Here is a 16,336-nt window from a genome sequence, read left to right as displayed (position 1 = left end):
GTGGGCGCGGGCCCCGTCCACGAGGCGCTGGCCGCCGTACGCCTCGTGGACCACCACTGCCACGGAGTCGTCACCGCCGACCTGGACCGGAAGCGCTTCGAGTCCCTGATCACCGAGGGCGACCCGTGGCCCGGGATCTCGCCCTTCGACAGCCCTGTCGGTGTGGCGGTCCGCCGGCACTGTGCCCCGCTCCTCGACCTGCCGCACCACGCGCCCGCCGAGGAGTATCTGGCGCGGCGGGCCGAACTGGGCTGGCGCGAGGTGAACCGGCGGTTCGTGTCCGCGGCGGGGGCCGACGTGTTCTGCGTCGACACCGGGTACGCGCCGGACGGCCTCACCGCTCCGGCGGAGCTGGCCCGGGACGCGGGGCCCTCGGCGGTCGCGTACGAGGTCGTACGGCTGGAAAGTGTCGCCGAGGCGGTGGCGGCCGACGGGGTCGAGCCGGGCGAGTACGCCGACTTGTTCCGTTCCGCCGCGCTGGATGCCGTACGGCGTCCCGGTGTGGTGGCGGTGAAGTCCGTGGCCGCCTACCGGGCCGGGTTCGACCTGGATCCCGCCCGGCCCTCGGACGCGGAGGTCACGGAGGCGGCCCGGCACTGGCTGGGGAGCGGGGTGCGGCGCCTGAGCGACCCCGTGCTGGTCCGGCATGTGCTGTGGACCGCCGTCGACCTGGGGCTTCCCCTCCAACTGCACACCGGGTTCGGGGACGGCGACATCCGGCTGCACCGGGTGGACCCCACCCACCTCACCGACTGGCTGCATCTGACGTCCGGCACCATTCCGGTGCTGCTCCTGCACTGCTGGCCCTACCAGCGGCAGGCCGCCTATCTGGCGACGGTCTTCGAACAGGTCTACCTCGACGTGGGGCTCACCCTGCACTATGTGGGTCCCGCGCGGGCGCGGGCGATCCTGGAGGAAGCGCTGGAGATCACACCGTTCCGCAAGCTGCTGTACAGCTCGGACGCGTACGGTGTTGCGGAGTTCCACCAGCTCGGGGCGCTGGCCTTCCGGCAGGGCCTGGCCGGACTCCTCCAGGAGAGGGTGGCCGCCGACGAGCTGAGCCTGCCGGACGCTCTGCGCATCGTCGCGTGGACGGCCCACGACAACGCCCGCCGCGTCTACGGACTTCACGACCCTGATTCCGTCACAGACCCCGCCCCTGACAGCGACCGTGGCTGAGCGCCCGGGAATGACTGAAAGTATGATCAAGCAATGTCTGACATGACCGAGATCACGCCCGGTTGGCTCACCTCCGACGAACTGGAGCAAGCCCGGGCCCGTATGCCGATCCTGTACGTCGAGGCCGTGCCCGTGCGCGTCGACGACAGCGGCGAAGTCATCAGCATCGGCCTGCTGCTGCGCATCGGACCGGACGGCACGGTCAGCCGCACGCTCGTCTCCGGGCGGGTGCTGCACCACGAGCGGGTGAGGGACGCCCTGCTGCGCCACCTGGAGAAGGACCTCGGCCCGGTCGCGCTGCCCCGGGTGCCGGCCTCGCTCCAGCCCTTCACGGTCGCCGAGTACTTCCCGACGCACGGGGTCACGCCGTACCACGACCCGCGCCAGCACGCCGTGTCGCTCGCCTACATCGTGCCGGTGTCAGGTGACTGCCGCCCCCGGCAGGACGCCCTCGACCTCGTCTGGTTCAGCCCGCACGAGGCGGCGTCCGAGGCGCTGCAGAGCGAGATGCCGGGCGGGCACGGGGCCCTGCTCAAGCAGGCGCTCGCGCACGTCGGTCACGTCAGCTGAAGTCATCTGAGGACCGTCGCCGGTGGCTCACGCCTCGGCGGCGGCCTTCTTGATCGCCTCGCGGATGCGGGAGTAGGTACCGCAGCGGCAGACGTTCTCGATCCCGTCGATGTCGGCGTCCGTCGGTACCGACGTCTTCTTCAGCAGGGCGGCCGCGGCCATGATCTGCCCCGGCTGGCAGAAGCCGCACTGCGCCACATCGCAGTCGAGCCAGGCCTGTTGGACGGGGTGCAGCTTGTTGCCGTCGGCCAGGCCCTCGATGGTGGTGACCTCACGGTCCGCGCAGTCCGCGACCGGGACGACACAGGGCTGGATCTCCGCACCGTCGAGGTGACTGGTGCAGGCACGGCAAACGCCCACGCCACAGCCGTACTTGGGGCCGGTGACGTTCAGCAGATCGCGCAGGACCCACAGCAGCGGCATGTCCGCGGGCGCCTCGACGGTGACCGGCTTCCCGTTGAGGACGAAGGTGTGGCGGGGCATCGGGGGCCTCTCCAAGTCGGAAGTCTGAAGTCGGAAGTCTGAAGTCGGAGGTCTGAAGTGGGGTGTCTGAAGCCTGAGTTCGGTCAGAAGGTGAGCGGGAAGCTGCGCGGTGTGGTGCCGGTCGCCCGGGCGTAGGCGTTGGCCACGGCGCCGGCCGCCGCCGGAACGCCCAGTTCGCCCGCCCCGCCGGGCTCGGCGCGGGACGGCATGATGTGCGCCTCGAAGTGCAAGGGGGCGTTGCGCTGACGGGCGTAGCGGAAGTCGGCGTAGCTGCCCTCGCGGACGGCGCCCCGGTCGATGTGGAGGCCGGCCTGGAGCACGGTGGAGATGCCGTCGATCGCGGTGCCCATGAGCTGGGCCTCAAGTCCGCTGGGGTTGACGGCTGTTCCGACGTCGGCGGCCATCACCACCTTCGTCACCCGGGGCTGCTTCGGGTCGGTGGCGTCGATCTCGACCAGACAGGCCACGCAGGAGCCGTACTCCTCGTGGACGGCCACGCCCTGGCCCTGCCCGTCCGGCAGGGTCCGACCCCATTGCCCGGCGGTCGCGACCTTGTCGAGTACGGCTTTGACGGCCTTGCTCCGCAGGGTGGTGCGCCGGAAGGCGACCGGGTCCTCGCCCAGGCTCCGCGCGATCTCGTCGACGACGATCTCCTCCGCGGTCCGCATCGTCCCGGAGTCCACGGAACGCCAGGCGCCCAACGGCATCGCCAGCTCGACACTGCCCGAATCCCCGGAGAGGGCACCGAAGTTGTAGAGGCCGCTGTCGCTGGGCAGTGGGCCCGACGACGCTGCGAGGAGGCTCGTCCTGCCGCCCTGGGCCGAGATGCCGTCCTCGTACGACTCGCTCACCGACGCCGTCGCATGGACGAAGGCCACCACACGGCCGTCGGCATGGCTGGCCCGGATCTTGTGGTGGCTGGCCGGGCGCATCCTGCCGTGCCGGATGTCGTCGACGCGGCTCCACATCAGCTTCACCGGCCGGCGTGCCGCCTTGGAGATGAGGGCCGCCTCCATCGCGGCGTCGTGGTTCAGCCGCCGTCCGAACGAGCCGCCGCCGCGCACGACATGGACCTTGACCTTCGAACTCGGCAGTCCGACGGCCGACGCGATGCTGTCCCGTGCGTCCATCGGGGACTGCGAGGAGAACCAGATCTCGGCGCCGTTGGCCCGTACGTCCGCGACCGCGGTCAGCACCTCCATCGGGGCGTGACTGACGAAGGCGAACGCGAACTCGCCCGCCACCTGCGTCGATCCGCGCGGCGCGGAGCCCAGCGGCGGGACCGCGGCGCGCAGCCGGGAGCGGATCGCGGCGTCGGACAGGGATGCCAGCGGGCCCGGGGACCAGGTGATCCGCAGGGCGTCCATGGCCTTGAAGGCGTGGTGGAAGGAGTCGGCGACGACGGCGACCCCGCCTGCGATCCTGACGACCGCGAGGACGCCGGGCAGGGCGCGAGCCGCCCGGTCGTCCACCGAGACGACCTTTCCGCCGAGCGTCGGCGGCCTGGCCACGACCGTCGGCTTCGCCCCCGCCACCGACAGGTCCCCGGTGTACTGCGCCTTCCCCGTGACGATGTCGCGCGCGTCGATCCGGGTCGTCGGCCGTCCGATCACCCGATGCCGCGAGGCCGGTTTCGGCTTGCTCGACACGGCCGGCCGGTGGATCGTGGCCGCGCTCGCCGTCAGCGATCCGAAGGTGGCCTTGCGTCCGTTCGGCCCGAGCACCATGGTGTCCCGGGTGTGCAGCAGCCGCGCCGGGACGTGCCACTTCCTGGCGGCCGCGGTCACCAGCCTGGCGCGTGCGGTGGCGGCGAGCTGGCGGGCCGGCCCGTAGAGGGAACTGACCGAGTTCGATCCGCCCGTGAACTGGTTCCCCCTGGTCCGGGCGCCGGCGAGCGGGATGCGCACGTCGACGAGGCGGGCGTCCAGTTCCTCGGCGATCATCATGGCCACCGCGGTGGTGACCCCCTGCCCGACCTCGACCCGCGGCAGCTTTACGACCACCTTGTTGGCCTCGGTCACTTCGAGGACCAGCATCTCGTCGTCGGTGCCGGTCACCACCACGTCGGACGCAGCGCGAGCCGCGGTCTCGGCGCCCTCCGCGGACGACGTGTCACAGCCGATGGGCGCCGCGACGGTCAGGGTCGTCGCCGCGAGGGAGTAGACCATGAACCTGCGCCGGGACAACTTCCCTGACTCGTAGCCGTCCAACGAACTCTCCTCCACCCGGGGTCTGTCACCAGGTATGAGGCGCCGACGGGCTTTGCGGTTGCTTGACGTGCCCTGTACACGCACAGTGTTCCCCGGAGCGACATCAAACTTGAACTATTTCTTTTCTTGAACCGTTCGTGTTTATGAGGGTAGGTTGGGCGCCATGACCGAACCCCAGATTCCGAATGCCGCCGATGAGCTGCGCGGTGCCGGGCTGCGGGTGACGGCCGCCCGTGTCGCGCTGCTCGAAACCGTCCGGGAGGGTGATCATCTCGGCGTCGAGGCGATCGCCTCGGGCGTGCGTGATCGCGTAGGCCATATATCCCTCCAAGCCGTGTACGAGGCACTCCACGCCCTCACCACGGCGGGTCTCGTACGCCGCCTCGAACCGCCTGGCAGCCCGGCCAGGTTCGAGGGACGCATCGGGGACAACCACCACCACCTCGTGTGCCGGTCGTGCGGCTCCGTGGTCGACGTCGACTGCGCGGTCGGCCACGCCCCCTGCCTGACCGCGTCCGACGACCGCGGCTTCACCGTCGACGAGGCCGAGGTCATCTACTGGGGCCTGTGCCCCGACTGTTCCACCTCTGGTACTTCAGCACCTTGATCCACCCAGTCCGGAAGGATTTCTCATGTCCGAGAACACCCCTGCAGAAGCGAAGTGCCCGGTGGCGCACGATCGCGCCCCCCACCCGACCCAGGGCGGCGGCAACCGCCAGTGGTGGCCGGAGCAGCTCAACCTGAAGATCCTCGCCAAGAACCCCGCCGTGACGAACCCGCTCGGCGAGGAGTTCGACTACGCCGCCGCGTTCCAGAGCCTGGACCTTCCGGCCGTCAAACAGGACATCGCCGAGGTTCTGACCACCTCGCAGGACTGGTGGCCGGCTGACTTCGGCAATTATGGCCCGCTCATGATCCGTATGGCCTGGCACAGCGCCGGTACGTACCGCATCAGCGACGGCCGTGGCGGTGGCGGCGCCGGTCAGCAGCGCTTCGCCCCCCTCAACAGCTGGCCGGACAACGGCAACCTCGACAAGGCCCGCCGTCTGCTGTGGCCGGTCAAGAAGAAGTACGGCCAGAACATCTCCTGGGCCGACCTCATGATCCTCGCCGGCAACGTCGCGCTGGAGACCATGGGCTTCGAGACCTTCGGCTTCGCCGGCGGCCGCCCCGACGTGTGGGAGCCGGACGAGGACGTCTACTGGGGCCCGGAGCAGGTCTGGCTCGACGACCAGCGCTACACCGGCGACCGCGAGCTGGAGGACCCGCTCGGCGCGGTCCAGATGGGCCTCATCTACGTCAACCCGGAGGGCCCCAACGGCAACCCGGACCCGATCGCCGCGGCTCGCGACATCCGCGAGACGTTCCGCCGCATGGCGATGAACGACGAGGAGACCGTCGCCCTCATCGCCGGTGGCCACACCTTCGGCAAGACCCACGGCGCGGGTGACGCGGACCTCGTCGGCGCCGAGCCCGAGGCCGCCCCGATGGAGCAGCAGGGCCTCGGCTGGAAGAGCACCTACGGCACCGGCAAGGCCGGCGACGCCATCACCTCCGGCCTTGAGGTGACCTGGACCGCCACGCCGACCCAGTGGAGCAACGGGTTCTTCACCAACCTCTTCGAGTACGAGTACGAGCTCACCCAGAGCCCGGCCGGTGCGAACCAGTGGGTGGCGAAGAACGCCGAGGCGATCATCCCCGACGCCCACGACGCGTCGAAGAAGAAGCTCCCGACGATGCTCACCACCGACCTGTCGCTGAAGTTCGACCCGGTCTACGAGCAGATCTCGCGGCGCTTCTACGAGAACCCGGCGGAGTTCGCGGACGCGTTCGCCCGCGCCTGGTACAAGCTGACGCACCGCGACATGGGCCCGATCCAGCGCTACCTCGGCCCGGAGGTCCCCTCCGAGGTGCTGCTGTGGCAGGACCCGCTGCCGGCGCGCGAGGGTGAGGTCATCGACGCCGCCGACATCGCCTCCCTCAAGGAGCAGATCCTCGCCTCGGACCTGACGATCTCGCAGCTCGTCTCCGCGTCCTGGGCCGCGGCGTCCTCCTTCCGTGGCAGCGACAAGCGCGGTGGCGCCAACGGTGCCCGCATCCGCCTGGAGCCGCAGCGCGGCTGGGAGGTCAACAACCCGGACGACCTCGCGCAGGTGCTCCGTACGCTCGAGGGCATTCAGGAGTCCTTCAACTCCGCCGGCGGCAAGCAGGTCTCGCTGGCCGACCTGATCGTGCTCGCGGGTGCCGCGGCCGTCGAGCAGGCCGCCAAGGCCGGTGGCGTCGAGGTCGACGTGCCGTTCACGCCGGGCCGGGTGGACGCCACGCAGGAGCAGACGGACGTCGAGGCGTTCGCCGCGCTCGAGCCGAAGGCCGACGGCTTCCGCAACTACGTCGGCAAGGGCAACCGTCTGCCGGCCGAGTTCCTGCTGACGGACAAGGCGAACCTGCTGACGCTGAGCGCGCCCGAGATGACGGTCCTCGTCGGTGGTCTGCGCGTCCTCGGCGCCAACACCGGCCAGTCCAAGCACGGCGTCCTCACCAACCGGCCGGGCACGCTGACCAACGACTTCTTCGTCAACCTGCTCGACCTGGGCACGGAGTGGAAGTCGACGTCCGAGGCGCAGGACGAGTTCGAGGGCCGCGACGCCTCCGGCGCCGTCAAGTGGACCGGCACCCGTGCCGACCTGGTCTTCGGCTCGAACTCCGAGCTGCGTGCGCTCGCCGAGGTCTACGCGAGCGATGACGCGAAGGAGAAGTTCGTGAAGGACTTCGTCGCCGCGTGGGCCAAGGTCGCCGACCTGGACCGGTACGACCTCGTCTGATCCTGACGGACCGGCGGCCCCCTCGGCATCCAGCGCGATGCCGAGGGGGCCGTCGGTCGTTCAGCGCAGATCGGCCGGCGCGGGGGCTTCGTCGAGGAAGCCGCCCGACTGGTGCTGCCAGAGCTTGGCGTAGGTGCCGTCCGAGGCGAGCAGCTCCTGGTGCGTGCCCTGTTCGACGAGTCGTCCGCGGTCGAGGACGACGAGCCGGTCCATACCGGCGACGGTGCTCAGCCGGTGCGCCACCACCAGCGCCGTCCGCCCCTCCATGAGCCGCCACAGCGCCTCCTGGACGAGGATCTCGCTCTCGGAGTCCAGGGCGCTGGTCGCCTCGTCGAGCAGCAGGATCGGCGCGTCGCGCAGGATCGCCCTGGCGAGGGCGACCCGCTGGCGCTGTCCGCCGGAGAGCTTGACCCCGCGTTCGCCCACCATCGTGTCGAAGCCGTCCGGCAGCGTGTCGGCGAACTCCGTGACATGCGCGGCCTCGGCAGCACGCCGGATCTCCGCTTCGGTGGCGTCCGGCCGGGCGAAGGCGATGTTGTCCCGCAGCGTGCGGTGGAACATCGCCGGATCCTGCGGCACGTAGGCCATCAGGCTGCGCAGGTCGGCCTGGCGCAGCCTGCTGATGTCCTGCCCGCCGATCAGGATCCGGCCGGCGTCGATGTCCGTCATCCGCAGCAGCAGCCGGGCGAGCGTGGTCTTGCCCCCGCCGGACCGCCCGACGAGCCCGATCTTCGTCCCGCTGGGCACCGCCAGGTCGAACTTCTCGAAGAGCGGCTCCGCGCCGGCGTGGGCGAAGGTCACCTGCTCGAAGCGGACGTCGGCGGCCCGGGGCGACAGCGGCTCGGGCGACACCGGGTCGAGGACGGTCGGCGACGTCAGCAGCAGTTCGGTGAACTGCGCGGCCTCCGTCATCGAACTCTCCAGACGCCTGTATATCTGATTGAACTCGAACATGATGCGCGTCGCGTTGGAGTAGTACGTGAAGGCGACCACGACCGCCTCGACACCGTGCCCGCCCCCGGCGAGCGCGATCGCGAGCAGCAGCCCCAGCGCGTTGGTCAGCACGGACATCGGCGCGACCAGGGTGTCGATGCGCAGGTTCCCGTAGTCCCAGGACTTGAGCATGAGCCGCCGTGACACGGCGACGCGGGAGCGGTGCTCGGCGGCCTCACGTTCCTCGGCGGCGAACGCCCTGACCGTGTCCATGTTCATCAGGCTGTCGGCGACATGGCCCGACACCCGGGCGAACGCGGCCTCGCGCTGGTCGACGAGCGCCTGGCGGCGCCGGATGAGGGGTACCACGCACACCGCGGTGAGCGCGATCATCGTCAACAGCGCTACGACGAGCAGCGGTTCGTAGCTCCACAGCACCACCGAGCCGAACAGCAGCGGCACGAAGCTGCCCACGATCTGGAAGGCCAGCGTGTCGACGAACTCCTCGTAGCGGGCGGCGAAGCTCAGGACCCGTTTGGTCAGGGACCCGGCGAAATTGTCGTGGAAGAACGCGGCGTCCTTGGCGAAGAGTTCGTCCATGCCGATCACGTACAGGTGCTCGATGCCGAGGGCGTCCAGACGGTTCAGGCAGTGCAGGCCCAGGCGCCACAGCGCCTCCGCGAGCAGCAGGACCCCGGCGAAGCCGAGGACGTACGGCAGTGTCGGGCCGAGAGCGATACCGGTGTCGTCGGCGATGCGGGCGACGAGCTTGGCGATGATCAGCGGCGCGATGTAGTTGATGCCGATGTTGCCCAGCGCGGGCAACAGCATCGCTGGCGCGGTCAGCAACCGTAATCGGGCCAACTCCCGTCCGTAGTAGCGAAGTGCGAGGAGTACCGAGCCCTTTCGTGGCGGAACCTCGCGCGATTCAGGCGTTCCCATCTCAACCCCGTGTTGTCGTGCGGCAGCCCGCGACATGTTCGGGCGGGGAGGTGCCGTTGCCTCGATTCCGTAAGCAGTTACGGGCAGGCAAGGAATCGCAGTGTCCCGCGACGCCGACCGCGGAGTCCAAGTGTTTTCCCGCCGCGTCGAGCCCGTCGCGTCTACCTGTCGAGGATGTCGACCGCCCAGGTGGTCGCTTGGGGCAGGAATCTGTGCTCGGCCGCGTGGGCCGCCATGCGGGCGTTCCGCTCCTGGGCCTCGGGGCCGTCGGGCAGATGGAATTCGTCGCCCGCCTGCGCGGATCGGGCCTGCATGCTGGTGGCGCCCGCCAGCCGTCGGCGCACGTACCGGCCGAGCGCGTCGGGGACCTCGTCCGGTGTCGCGTCCGCGAGGGAGTCGCCGAGTACGGCCGCGTCCAGAATCGCCTGGGCCGCGCCCTGGGCCTGGAACGGCACCATCGCGTGGGCGCTGTCCCCCAGCAGGGTCACGCGTCCGAGGTTCCAGCGCGCGAGCGGGGCCCGGGTGTAGATGCCCCAGCGGAACACCTGGCCCGTGCGTTCCAGGACGCGGCGCACCCTGGGGGCCCAGCCGTCGAACGCGCGCAGTTGCTCTCCTGGTTCCGCCTGGGCGGTCCACGACTCCTGTGCCGCCTGTGTCCCGAACACGGCGACGACGTTGAGGAGTTCGCGACGGCGCACCCAGTAGTGGACGAAGTGCCGGCCCGGTCCGAGCCAGACCCCGGTGTCCGGCAGGTCCAGATCGGCCACCTCGCCGGCCGGGAGCAGGGCCCGGTAGGCGGCGGTTCGCGAGAAGACCGCCTCGTCGGAACCGAAGAGCCACTGCCGGGCCGGGGACCGGATCCCGTCCGCGGCCACGACCAGGTCGGCGGCCAGCCGCTCGCCGCTCGCCGTCGTCACCTGGGCGGACTTGTCGTCCTGGTCGATTCCCACGACGAGGGTGTTGAGGCGTACCGACTCGGGTGGCACCGCGGCGGCCAGCGCCTGTTGCAGATCGGCCCGGTGAACCTGCAGGTAGGGCGCCCCGAACTCGTCCTCGGCCTCGCGCCCCAGGGCGTAGCGGCAGATCTCGGCCCCGTCGGACCAGGTGCGGAAGCTGATGTGCGAGGGGCGCGCGGCCTGTGCGGCGACCGCGTCGAGCAGGTCCAGTCGACGCAGTTCCCGCGTGGCGTTGGGCGCGAGCTGGATCCCGGCCCCGACCTGGGTGAAGCGCGCCGTCTGCTCGACGAGCGTGACGTCATGTCCGGTGCGGCGCAGGCTCAGCGTCGCGGCCAGTCCCCCGACGCCCGCTCCCACGACGATCGCCCTCATGCCACGGCAGGTTATCGAACGGGACTCCGGTGCTCCACAGGGCTTTTCAGCCCCCTGGCCGCAATCTTTGTCCAATTCGTTGATTGTACCGACCGTTAGGTCTATTTTACCGGATCAGTCGCTTGGCCCGGAGCGCCGGCACGAGCGGATCTTGCGACGGACGTCCCCATACCACCGGGACCAGAGCCGCTCTCTGGACCTCCGCTCACCTTTGGAAGGACGACGATGTCCCAGACACAGACCTCTCCCCCTACCCCGCCCCCGCTGACCGACGAGAAATCCCTCTCCACCTCACGCAACGTGCTCGTCGTCGTCGCGCTCGTGTGGACGGTCCAACTGGTCGCACTCATGGCCGCGTTGTCCGGCATCGCACAGGCCGATGTCGCGATCCACTTCCGGACCACCGATATCGCCTGGTTCACCCTGATGACCCTGCTGACAGGGACCTTCTTCCTTCCTTTCGCGGTCAAGGCCGCAGCCCTCTTCGGCAAGAAGAAGGTCCTGCTCGTCGCCACCGGGCTCGGCTTCGTCGGTGACCTGATCGCCGCCGTCGCCACCGACTACCGCACCCTGCTGATCGGGCGCGGCATCGCGGGCGTCTACGCGGCCACCGCCCCACTCGCCTACGCGATCACCCGCGACGTGTTCCCCCGCCGCTGGGTCGGCCTCGCCAGCGGGATCCTCGCCGGTGGTATCGGCCTCGTCGCCTTCGGCGGGCCGTTCCTGTCCGGCTGGCTCCTGGACGACTACGGCTTCCGTGGTGTGCTGTGGTTCATGGCCATCAGCACCGCCTTGAGCTTCGTACTGGTGGCCGTCTTCGTGCCGGAGAGCCCGATCCGTGCGGCGGGCGGCCGGATGGACTGGGCCGGCGGCATCCTCCTCGGCGGAGGGATCACCGCGCTCGTCTACGCCGTCGGTGAGGGGTCGCACTGGGGCTGGAGCAGCGGCGAGTTCGCCACCTGGGTCGTCGGGTCGGCGGTCGCGCTGATCGCCTTCGTGTTCGTCGAGCGCCGCGTCGCCGAACCGCTGTTCCCGCCGGCCATGACACGGCGTCGTCCGGTGTGGACCGTCCTGCTGGCCACGTCCATCGCGGCCGGCTCGCTCAGCGCCGTCGGCGTGGTGATACAGCTGCTGATCCTGATGCCGAACATCCCCACCGTCTCCGAGGGCCTGGGCTGGTCCGGAACTCACAACGCCATCGTCACCAGCCCGATCAGCGCCATGATCATCGTGGGGGCCGTCGGTACCGGCGTACTCGCCCGCCGGATGGACTCACGCATCCTCCTGGGCGCCGGCACCCTGCTTGCGATCCTCGGTTACGGCCTCGGCACCCATTTGCACCACAACGCCGCACAGATCATCGAGATGGGCCTGTTCGCCGGGCTGGGCACGGGCATTGTCATGGCCAGCGTGCCCATCATGATCATCGAGGCGGTGACCCCCGAGGAGCAGGCGCTGGCCAACGGTGTCCAGACCCTCGGCCAGGGCGTCGCACAGATCATCGTCTCCCAGGTGGCCTTCGTCGTGATGGCCCAGCACGGGGCCGTCCTCAAGGGCACCCAGTTCTATCTCGACAAGGGCTTCACGAACGGGCTCTGGCTGGTCGTCGGGTGCGTCACCGTGGGCGCGGTGCTCGTTCTCCTGATCCCCAAGAGCAAGCGCCTCGACGAGGCCGAGGTCGGCCAGGCAGCCTGACCGGACGGACACGACGGGGAACACCCCTTCCCGCGGGCACGGCAAAGGCCGTTTCCTCATCCTTGAGGAAACGGCCTCCGACCCGCATAAAGCTGGTCGGGACGACAGGATTTGAACCTGCGACCCCTTGACCCCCAGTTGGGTGGTCGATGAGCGGCGTGCGACGGGTCGTTCTTGGAGGTCGGGATCCAGCGTACTCAGCCGAGTAAAGGATTCGCGAGAACAGCGCGCAGCACTCCATGACACCCGACAGCAGGTGCTGCTCTGCGCGTAATTGCGACCACATGCGCCGCGCGAAGTCCCTGCTGGACCATCGTCGCCTTCGGTCGGCCCGCGCCGCCGATCACCACTCGCCCCAGTTCCGGCCCGGCACCCGCCTCCCAGGAAGCCGTAAGCCAACCTAAAATGGAACAAATTACCCAATGATGATCGAGGGCAACGTGTCGGCCGACGGTGTGGCATCGAGCTCGTACCCGTTCGGCGTCGCGCGTGTCGGCGAATCGCCCGAGCGTGACGACGCGCTGGTCAGCGCCGTCGTCGGTGCCGTGGAGGTGACCGGAGCGCATGCCGGAAGTGTGTTCCTGCTCTCCGGCGACCATCACTCGCTCCTCCTGGCCGCGGCGTGCGGGACACCGCCCTCCCTGCTGGGCGGTTGGCGTCGGATCCCGGTGAACAGCCGCATTCCGGTGGCGGAGGCGTACCGCTCGGGGCGCATGGTCCACCTGACCGACGCGGAGGAGACGATGCGGCGCTTCCCCCAGCTCTCGGTCGCCGTGCCCTACCCGTTCGGCTCTGCCTCGGTGCCCGTAAGAGCGGGCAGGCGGACTTTCGGAACGATGGCCGTGTTGTGGACGCCCGGGCCCGGCCGGACAGGGCTTTCGAGGGCACAGCGTCGGCAGCTGCGCTCCGCGGCCGACCGTCTGGGCACCGCACTCGCCGGTCTGAGCGCACGCCGACTGCTCGGCGAGTGGGACGAACGGACGGCTCCGATCGTGGTCCCGCTGCCGTCCGCTCCGGTGATAAGGGTGGGCCTGTTCGACTGGAACCTCGACACCGGGTCCTTCACGGCGGACGACGAACTGTGCGTGATCTTCGGGATTCCGCCCCGCGAGTTCGACGGACGGGCGGCCACCCTGGCGGCCAGAATCGAACCGGCGGACCTGCCCGGCTTCCGGTCAGCCGCACGTGCCGCGGTCGAGGAGGGACATGTGCTCGCGCACTGCGTGAGTATCCGGGACGGCGGCGGGAGGCTTCGCACCGTCGAGCTGTGGGGTCGGGTGCCCGAGATCCCGCACGACCCGCGGACGGCGTCCCATCTGGTCGGCGCCGTGCTCGATTCCGGAAGCGGCATGGCTGCTGTGGCGGCGCTCGAGCGGCTCACGGACGGCTTCTTCGCGCTCTCCCCGGACGGCCGTGTCACCTACGCGAACCACAGCCTCGAGAGTCTGCTCCGGGTCCGCCAGGACGAACTGCTCGGCCAACGCCCCTGGGACGTGCTGCCCTGGCTGGCCGATCCCGTGTACGAGGACCGCTACCGGGCCGCTGTGGTCTCCCAGCAGCCGGTCTCCTTCCTGGTCCGCCGCCCACCCGACGAGTGGCTCGTCTTCTCCCTGCACCCCGGCGGGCAGGGCATGACGGGATGGGCGGCACTCGTGAGGCAGCCGCTGCCCGACGGGGCAGGACCCGGGACGTTCGTCGCGGAGGAGGGTCCTCCCGTCTCCTTGTCACCTCCGCCCACGGCCCCCCGCCTGGGATCCCTCTACCGCGTGCTCCAGCTGGGCAGCGCCCTCACCGAGGCGGTCACCGCGCACGAGGTGTTCGACGCCGTCGCCGACCAGCTGCTGCCCGCTTTCGGCGGCCAGAAGCTGGCGATCGCCGTCGTGGAGGAGCGGCGCCTGCACCTGCTCGCGCAGCGCGGCTACTCGAAGCGCTTCCTCGCCGGCTTCGAAGGGACCCCGCTGCATGCCCGGCTGCCGGTGACGGACGCGCTGACCTCCGGGGCCCCGCTGTTCGTCGAGACCCGGGAGGAGCTCCTCGGGACCTACCCCGGGATCCTGGTCGGCCACTCGAACTCCTGGGCGTTCCTGCCGTTGATCGCCTCCAACCGCCCGGTCGGCGCCTGTATGCTCGCCTTCGACGACGTCCACCGGTTCCCCGCCGAGGAGCGCGGCCTCCTCACCGCGCTGGGCGGCCTGATCGCCCAGGCTCTCGAACGCGCCAGGCTCTACGACGCCGAATTCGCCCTCGCCCGCGGCCTGCAGAACGCGCTGCTGCCCCACCGGCTGCCCACGCTGCCGGGCCTCCGCGTCACCGGGCGCTATGTTCCGGGTACCAGGGGGATGGACATCGGAGGCGATTGGTACGACGTCATCCCCGTCGGTGACGAGGTCGCGTTGATCGTCGGGGACGTCGAGGGACACAACGTGGCCGCCGCGGCCGCCATGGGACAGCTACGCAGCGCGATGCGGGCCTTCGTCACCGCCGGCCATCGGCCGAGCGAGGTCCTCGCCAGTACCAACCGGCTCCATATGGACCTCGACCCCGCGCTGCTCGCCAGCTGCTGCTACGCCCTCCTCCACCCCCGTTCGGGGGTCGTGCGCATCGTCCGCGCGGGCCACTGCCCGCCCCTGCTGCGTCTGCCCGACGGACACACCGAAATCCTGGACGTACCGGGCGGCCCTCTGATCGGCGTCGAGGCAATGCCCGACTATCCGGAGTCGGAGCTGCGCCTCGCGCCCGGATCGATCCTCGCCCTGTACACCGACGGGCTCATCGAGAGGCGCGGCTCGGACATCGGTTCCGGCATCCGCAGGCTCCGGGCCGCGCTGGCCCGCATGGGCGGGGACAGCCTGGAGGATCTGGCCGACCGGCTGCTGCAGGATGCCTGCCGGTCCCACGAAAGGATGGACGACATCGCACTCCTGCTCACCGAGTACGCCCCTTGACCAGTCCCCGACGCCGCGGTTAGGTGCCCCAGATCTTCCGGTACCCCTCCCGGTAGCCCGATGGGTCCCAGGCGGTGGCACCGTCGCTGTTGTCGGCGGTGGTGATGTGGACGGGGGCTACATATCCGCTGGCGGGACGGCCGGAGAAGGCCCGGTTGAACTCGTCGACGATCTGCCAGCCCTGCAGGGACAGCGGCTCGGGCACGGTGGCCGCCTGGTACTGCTCGCTGTTGATGCGCTGGAAGGCGGAGGGGTCTCCGTCTCCGGCGCCGATGTTGAAGGGCGGGCCGGAACCTTTCTTGCCGGCCGCGCGGAAGGCCGGGGCGGCATCGGCGAAGTAGAGGTCGTTGATGGCGACGGAGTGGGTCCACCTGCTCTGGAAGCGGGCGAGGAGCGAGGAGACCTCCCGCGGGGTGCGGCTGCTCGCGTCCGGGATGGGGATGTTCTCGTACGCCAGCAGCTTCACGCCCGAACAGGTGAGGAGCTCCTTCCTGATCAGTTCGGACTTGTTCTTGGCGAAGGGGATCGAGGCGTCGGTGAAGATCACGACCCCGGCGTGGCCACCCGAGTTCGAGATGACCCATTGCGCGCTGACTGCGGCCACGTCCTCGACGTCGGTGGTGACGTTGGTGAAGAGTCTGGGCCGCTGACTGGGGCCGGGGGCAGCGACCGCGTGCCAGCCGACGAGCGGGATCCGTGCTGCTTCGGCCCGCAAGACCTGCTGCGAGGTCGAGCCCGGGTCGAAGCCACCGATGACGATGCCCGAGGGCTTGAGGGCTACGGCCTCGCTCATCGCCGCCTGGATGCCGGCGGGGGTACCGCCACCGTCGATCACCCGGACGTTCCAGCCGATGACCCGTGCAGCTGCGCTCACGCCTTTCGCCGCGCCCGCGACGCCGGGATTGGTCATGGTCTGGGCGACGTAGACGATGGTCTTGCCGGACACCGCCGTCGGGCCGCTGGTCGGTCCGTTCCAGGGAACGTCCGTCTTCTCGGCCTGTCTGACGGCGGCCTGGGCCCTTGCCTGGACCGCGGGGCAGCCGCTCGGTCCCGTGGTGGAGTCCTCCGGGGCGCTCGACGAGCCGCGTTCGCAGCCGGCCAGGACGGTTGCCGCAGCCAGCAGGGCGGCGGCGACGGACCGAGCCTTGAGCGCGCCGGGGGTGGCTTTGCGGTTGCAGTTCACGGGGAGCTCCTCGCGGGGATGAGCGGGAGGATGTGGCCGGAGGCAC

Annotated in this window: 11 protein-coding genes; 6 read left to right on the top strand and 5 right to left on the bottom strand. The window is 70.1% G+C overall.

The features are described 5' to 3' along the window. The gene (locus AC5DRG_RS44920) at positions 1-1,179 is read left to right on the top strand and encodes an amidohydrolase family protein (protein ID WP_491805836.1); all 1,179 of its coding nucleotides are present in this window, start codon (positions 1-3) and stop codon (positions 1,177-1,179) included. Between the two features lie 42 nt (positions 1,180-1,221). Next, a complete protein-coding gene (locus AC5DRG_RS44915; protein WP_491813334.1) occupies positions 1,222-1,749 on the top strand; it encodes an NUDIX hydrolase family protein in 528 nt (175 codons plus the stop codon). Positions 1,750-1,776: 27 nt separating this feature from the next. On the opposite strand, the gene AC5DRG_RS44910 is transcribed toward AC5DRG_RS44915, so the two are convergent. Continuing rightward, positions 1,777-2,232 carry a (2Fe-2S)-binding protein gene (locus tag AC5DRG_RS44910; RefSeq protein WP_491805835.1) on the bottom strand — a complete coding sequence of 152 codons (456 nt, stop codon included), beginning with the start codon at positions 2,230-2,232 and terminating at the stop codon, positions 1,777-1,779. Between the two features lie 83 nt (positions 2,233-2,315). Beyond that, on the bottom strand, positions 2,316-4,400 hold the full coding sequence (locus AC5DRG_RS44905; RefSeq protein ID WP_491813333.1) for a xanthine dehydrogenase family protein molybdopterin-binding subunit: 2,085 nt from the start codon (positions 4,398-4,400) through the stop codon (positions 2,316-2,318). A gap of 205 nt (positions 4,401-4,605) precedes the next feature. On the opposite strand from AC5DRG_RS44905, the gene AC5DRG_RS44900 reads away from it, so the two are divergent. Continuing rightward, on the top strand, positions 4,606-5,049 hold the full coding sequence (locus AC5DRG_RS44900) for a Fur family transcriptional regulator (RefSeq protein WP_491805833.1): 444 nt from the start codon (positions 4,606-4,608) through the stop codon (positions 5,047-5,049). Between the two features lie 25 nt (positions 5,050-5,074). Then, complete coding sequence (katG, locus tag AC5DRG_RS44895; protein ID WP_491805831.1) at positions 5,075-7,264, top strand: catalase/peroxidase HPI; 2,190 nt, start codon at positions 5,075-5,077, stop codon at positions 7,262-7,264. A 60-nt stretch (positions 7,265-7,324) separates the two neighbouring features. Here katG and AC5DRG_RS44890 read toward each other — a convergent pair whose 3' ends face one another. Further along, on the bottom strand, positions 7,325-9,139 hold the full coding sequence (locus AC5DRG_RS44890; protein WP_491805829.1) for an ABC transporter ATP-binding protein: 1,815 nt from the start codon (positions 9,137-9,139) through the stop codon (positions 7,325-7,327). A 161-nt stretch (positions 9,140-9,300) separates the two neighbouring features. Next, the gene (locus AC5DRG_RS44885) at positions 9,301-10,467 is read right to left on the bottom strand and encodes an FAD-dependent monooxygenase (protein WP_491805827.1); all 1,167 of its coding nucleotides are present in this window, start codon (positions 10,465-10,467) and stop codon (positions 9,301-9,303) included. 225 nt (positions 10,468-10,692) lie between these two features. On the opposite strand from AC5DRG_RS44885, the gene AC5DRG_RS44880 reads away from it, so the two are divergent. After that, positions 10,693-12,162, top strand: coding sequence for an MFS transporter (locus AC5DRG_RS44880; RefSeq protein ID WP_491805825.1), 1,470 nt, complete (start codon positions 10,693-10,695; stop codon positions 12,160-12,162). A 425-nt stretch (positions 12,163-12,587) separates the two neighbouring features. After that, on the top strand, positions 12,588-15,107 hold the full coding sequence (locus AC5DRG_RS44875; protein ID WP_491813331.1) for a SpoIIE family protein phosphatase: 2,520 nt from the start codon (positions 12,588-12,590) through the stop codon (positions 15,105-15,107). Between the two features lie 19 nt (positions 15,108-15,126). Here AC5DRG_RS44875 and AC5DRG_RS44870 read toward each other — a convergent pair whose 3' ends face one another. Continuing rightward, on the bottom strand, positions 15,127-16,290 hold the full coding sequence (locus AC5DRG_RS44870) for a substrate-binding domain-containing protein (RefSeq protein ID WP_491805823.1): 1,164 nt from the start codon (positions 16,288-16,290) through the stop codon (positions 15,127-15,129). Positions 16,291-16,336: the final 46 nt, after the last annotated feature.

The organism is Streptomyces sp. JLBG701, assembly GCF_058544905.1.
The sequence above is the reverse complement of the archived record's forward strand: the minus strand, read 5'-3'. Positions and strand labels throughout refer to the sequence as shown.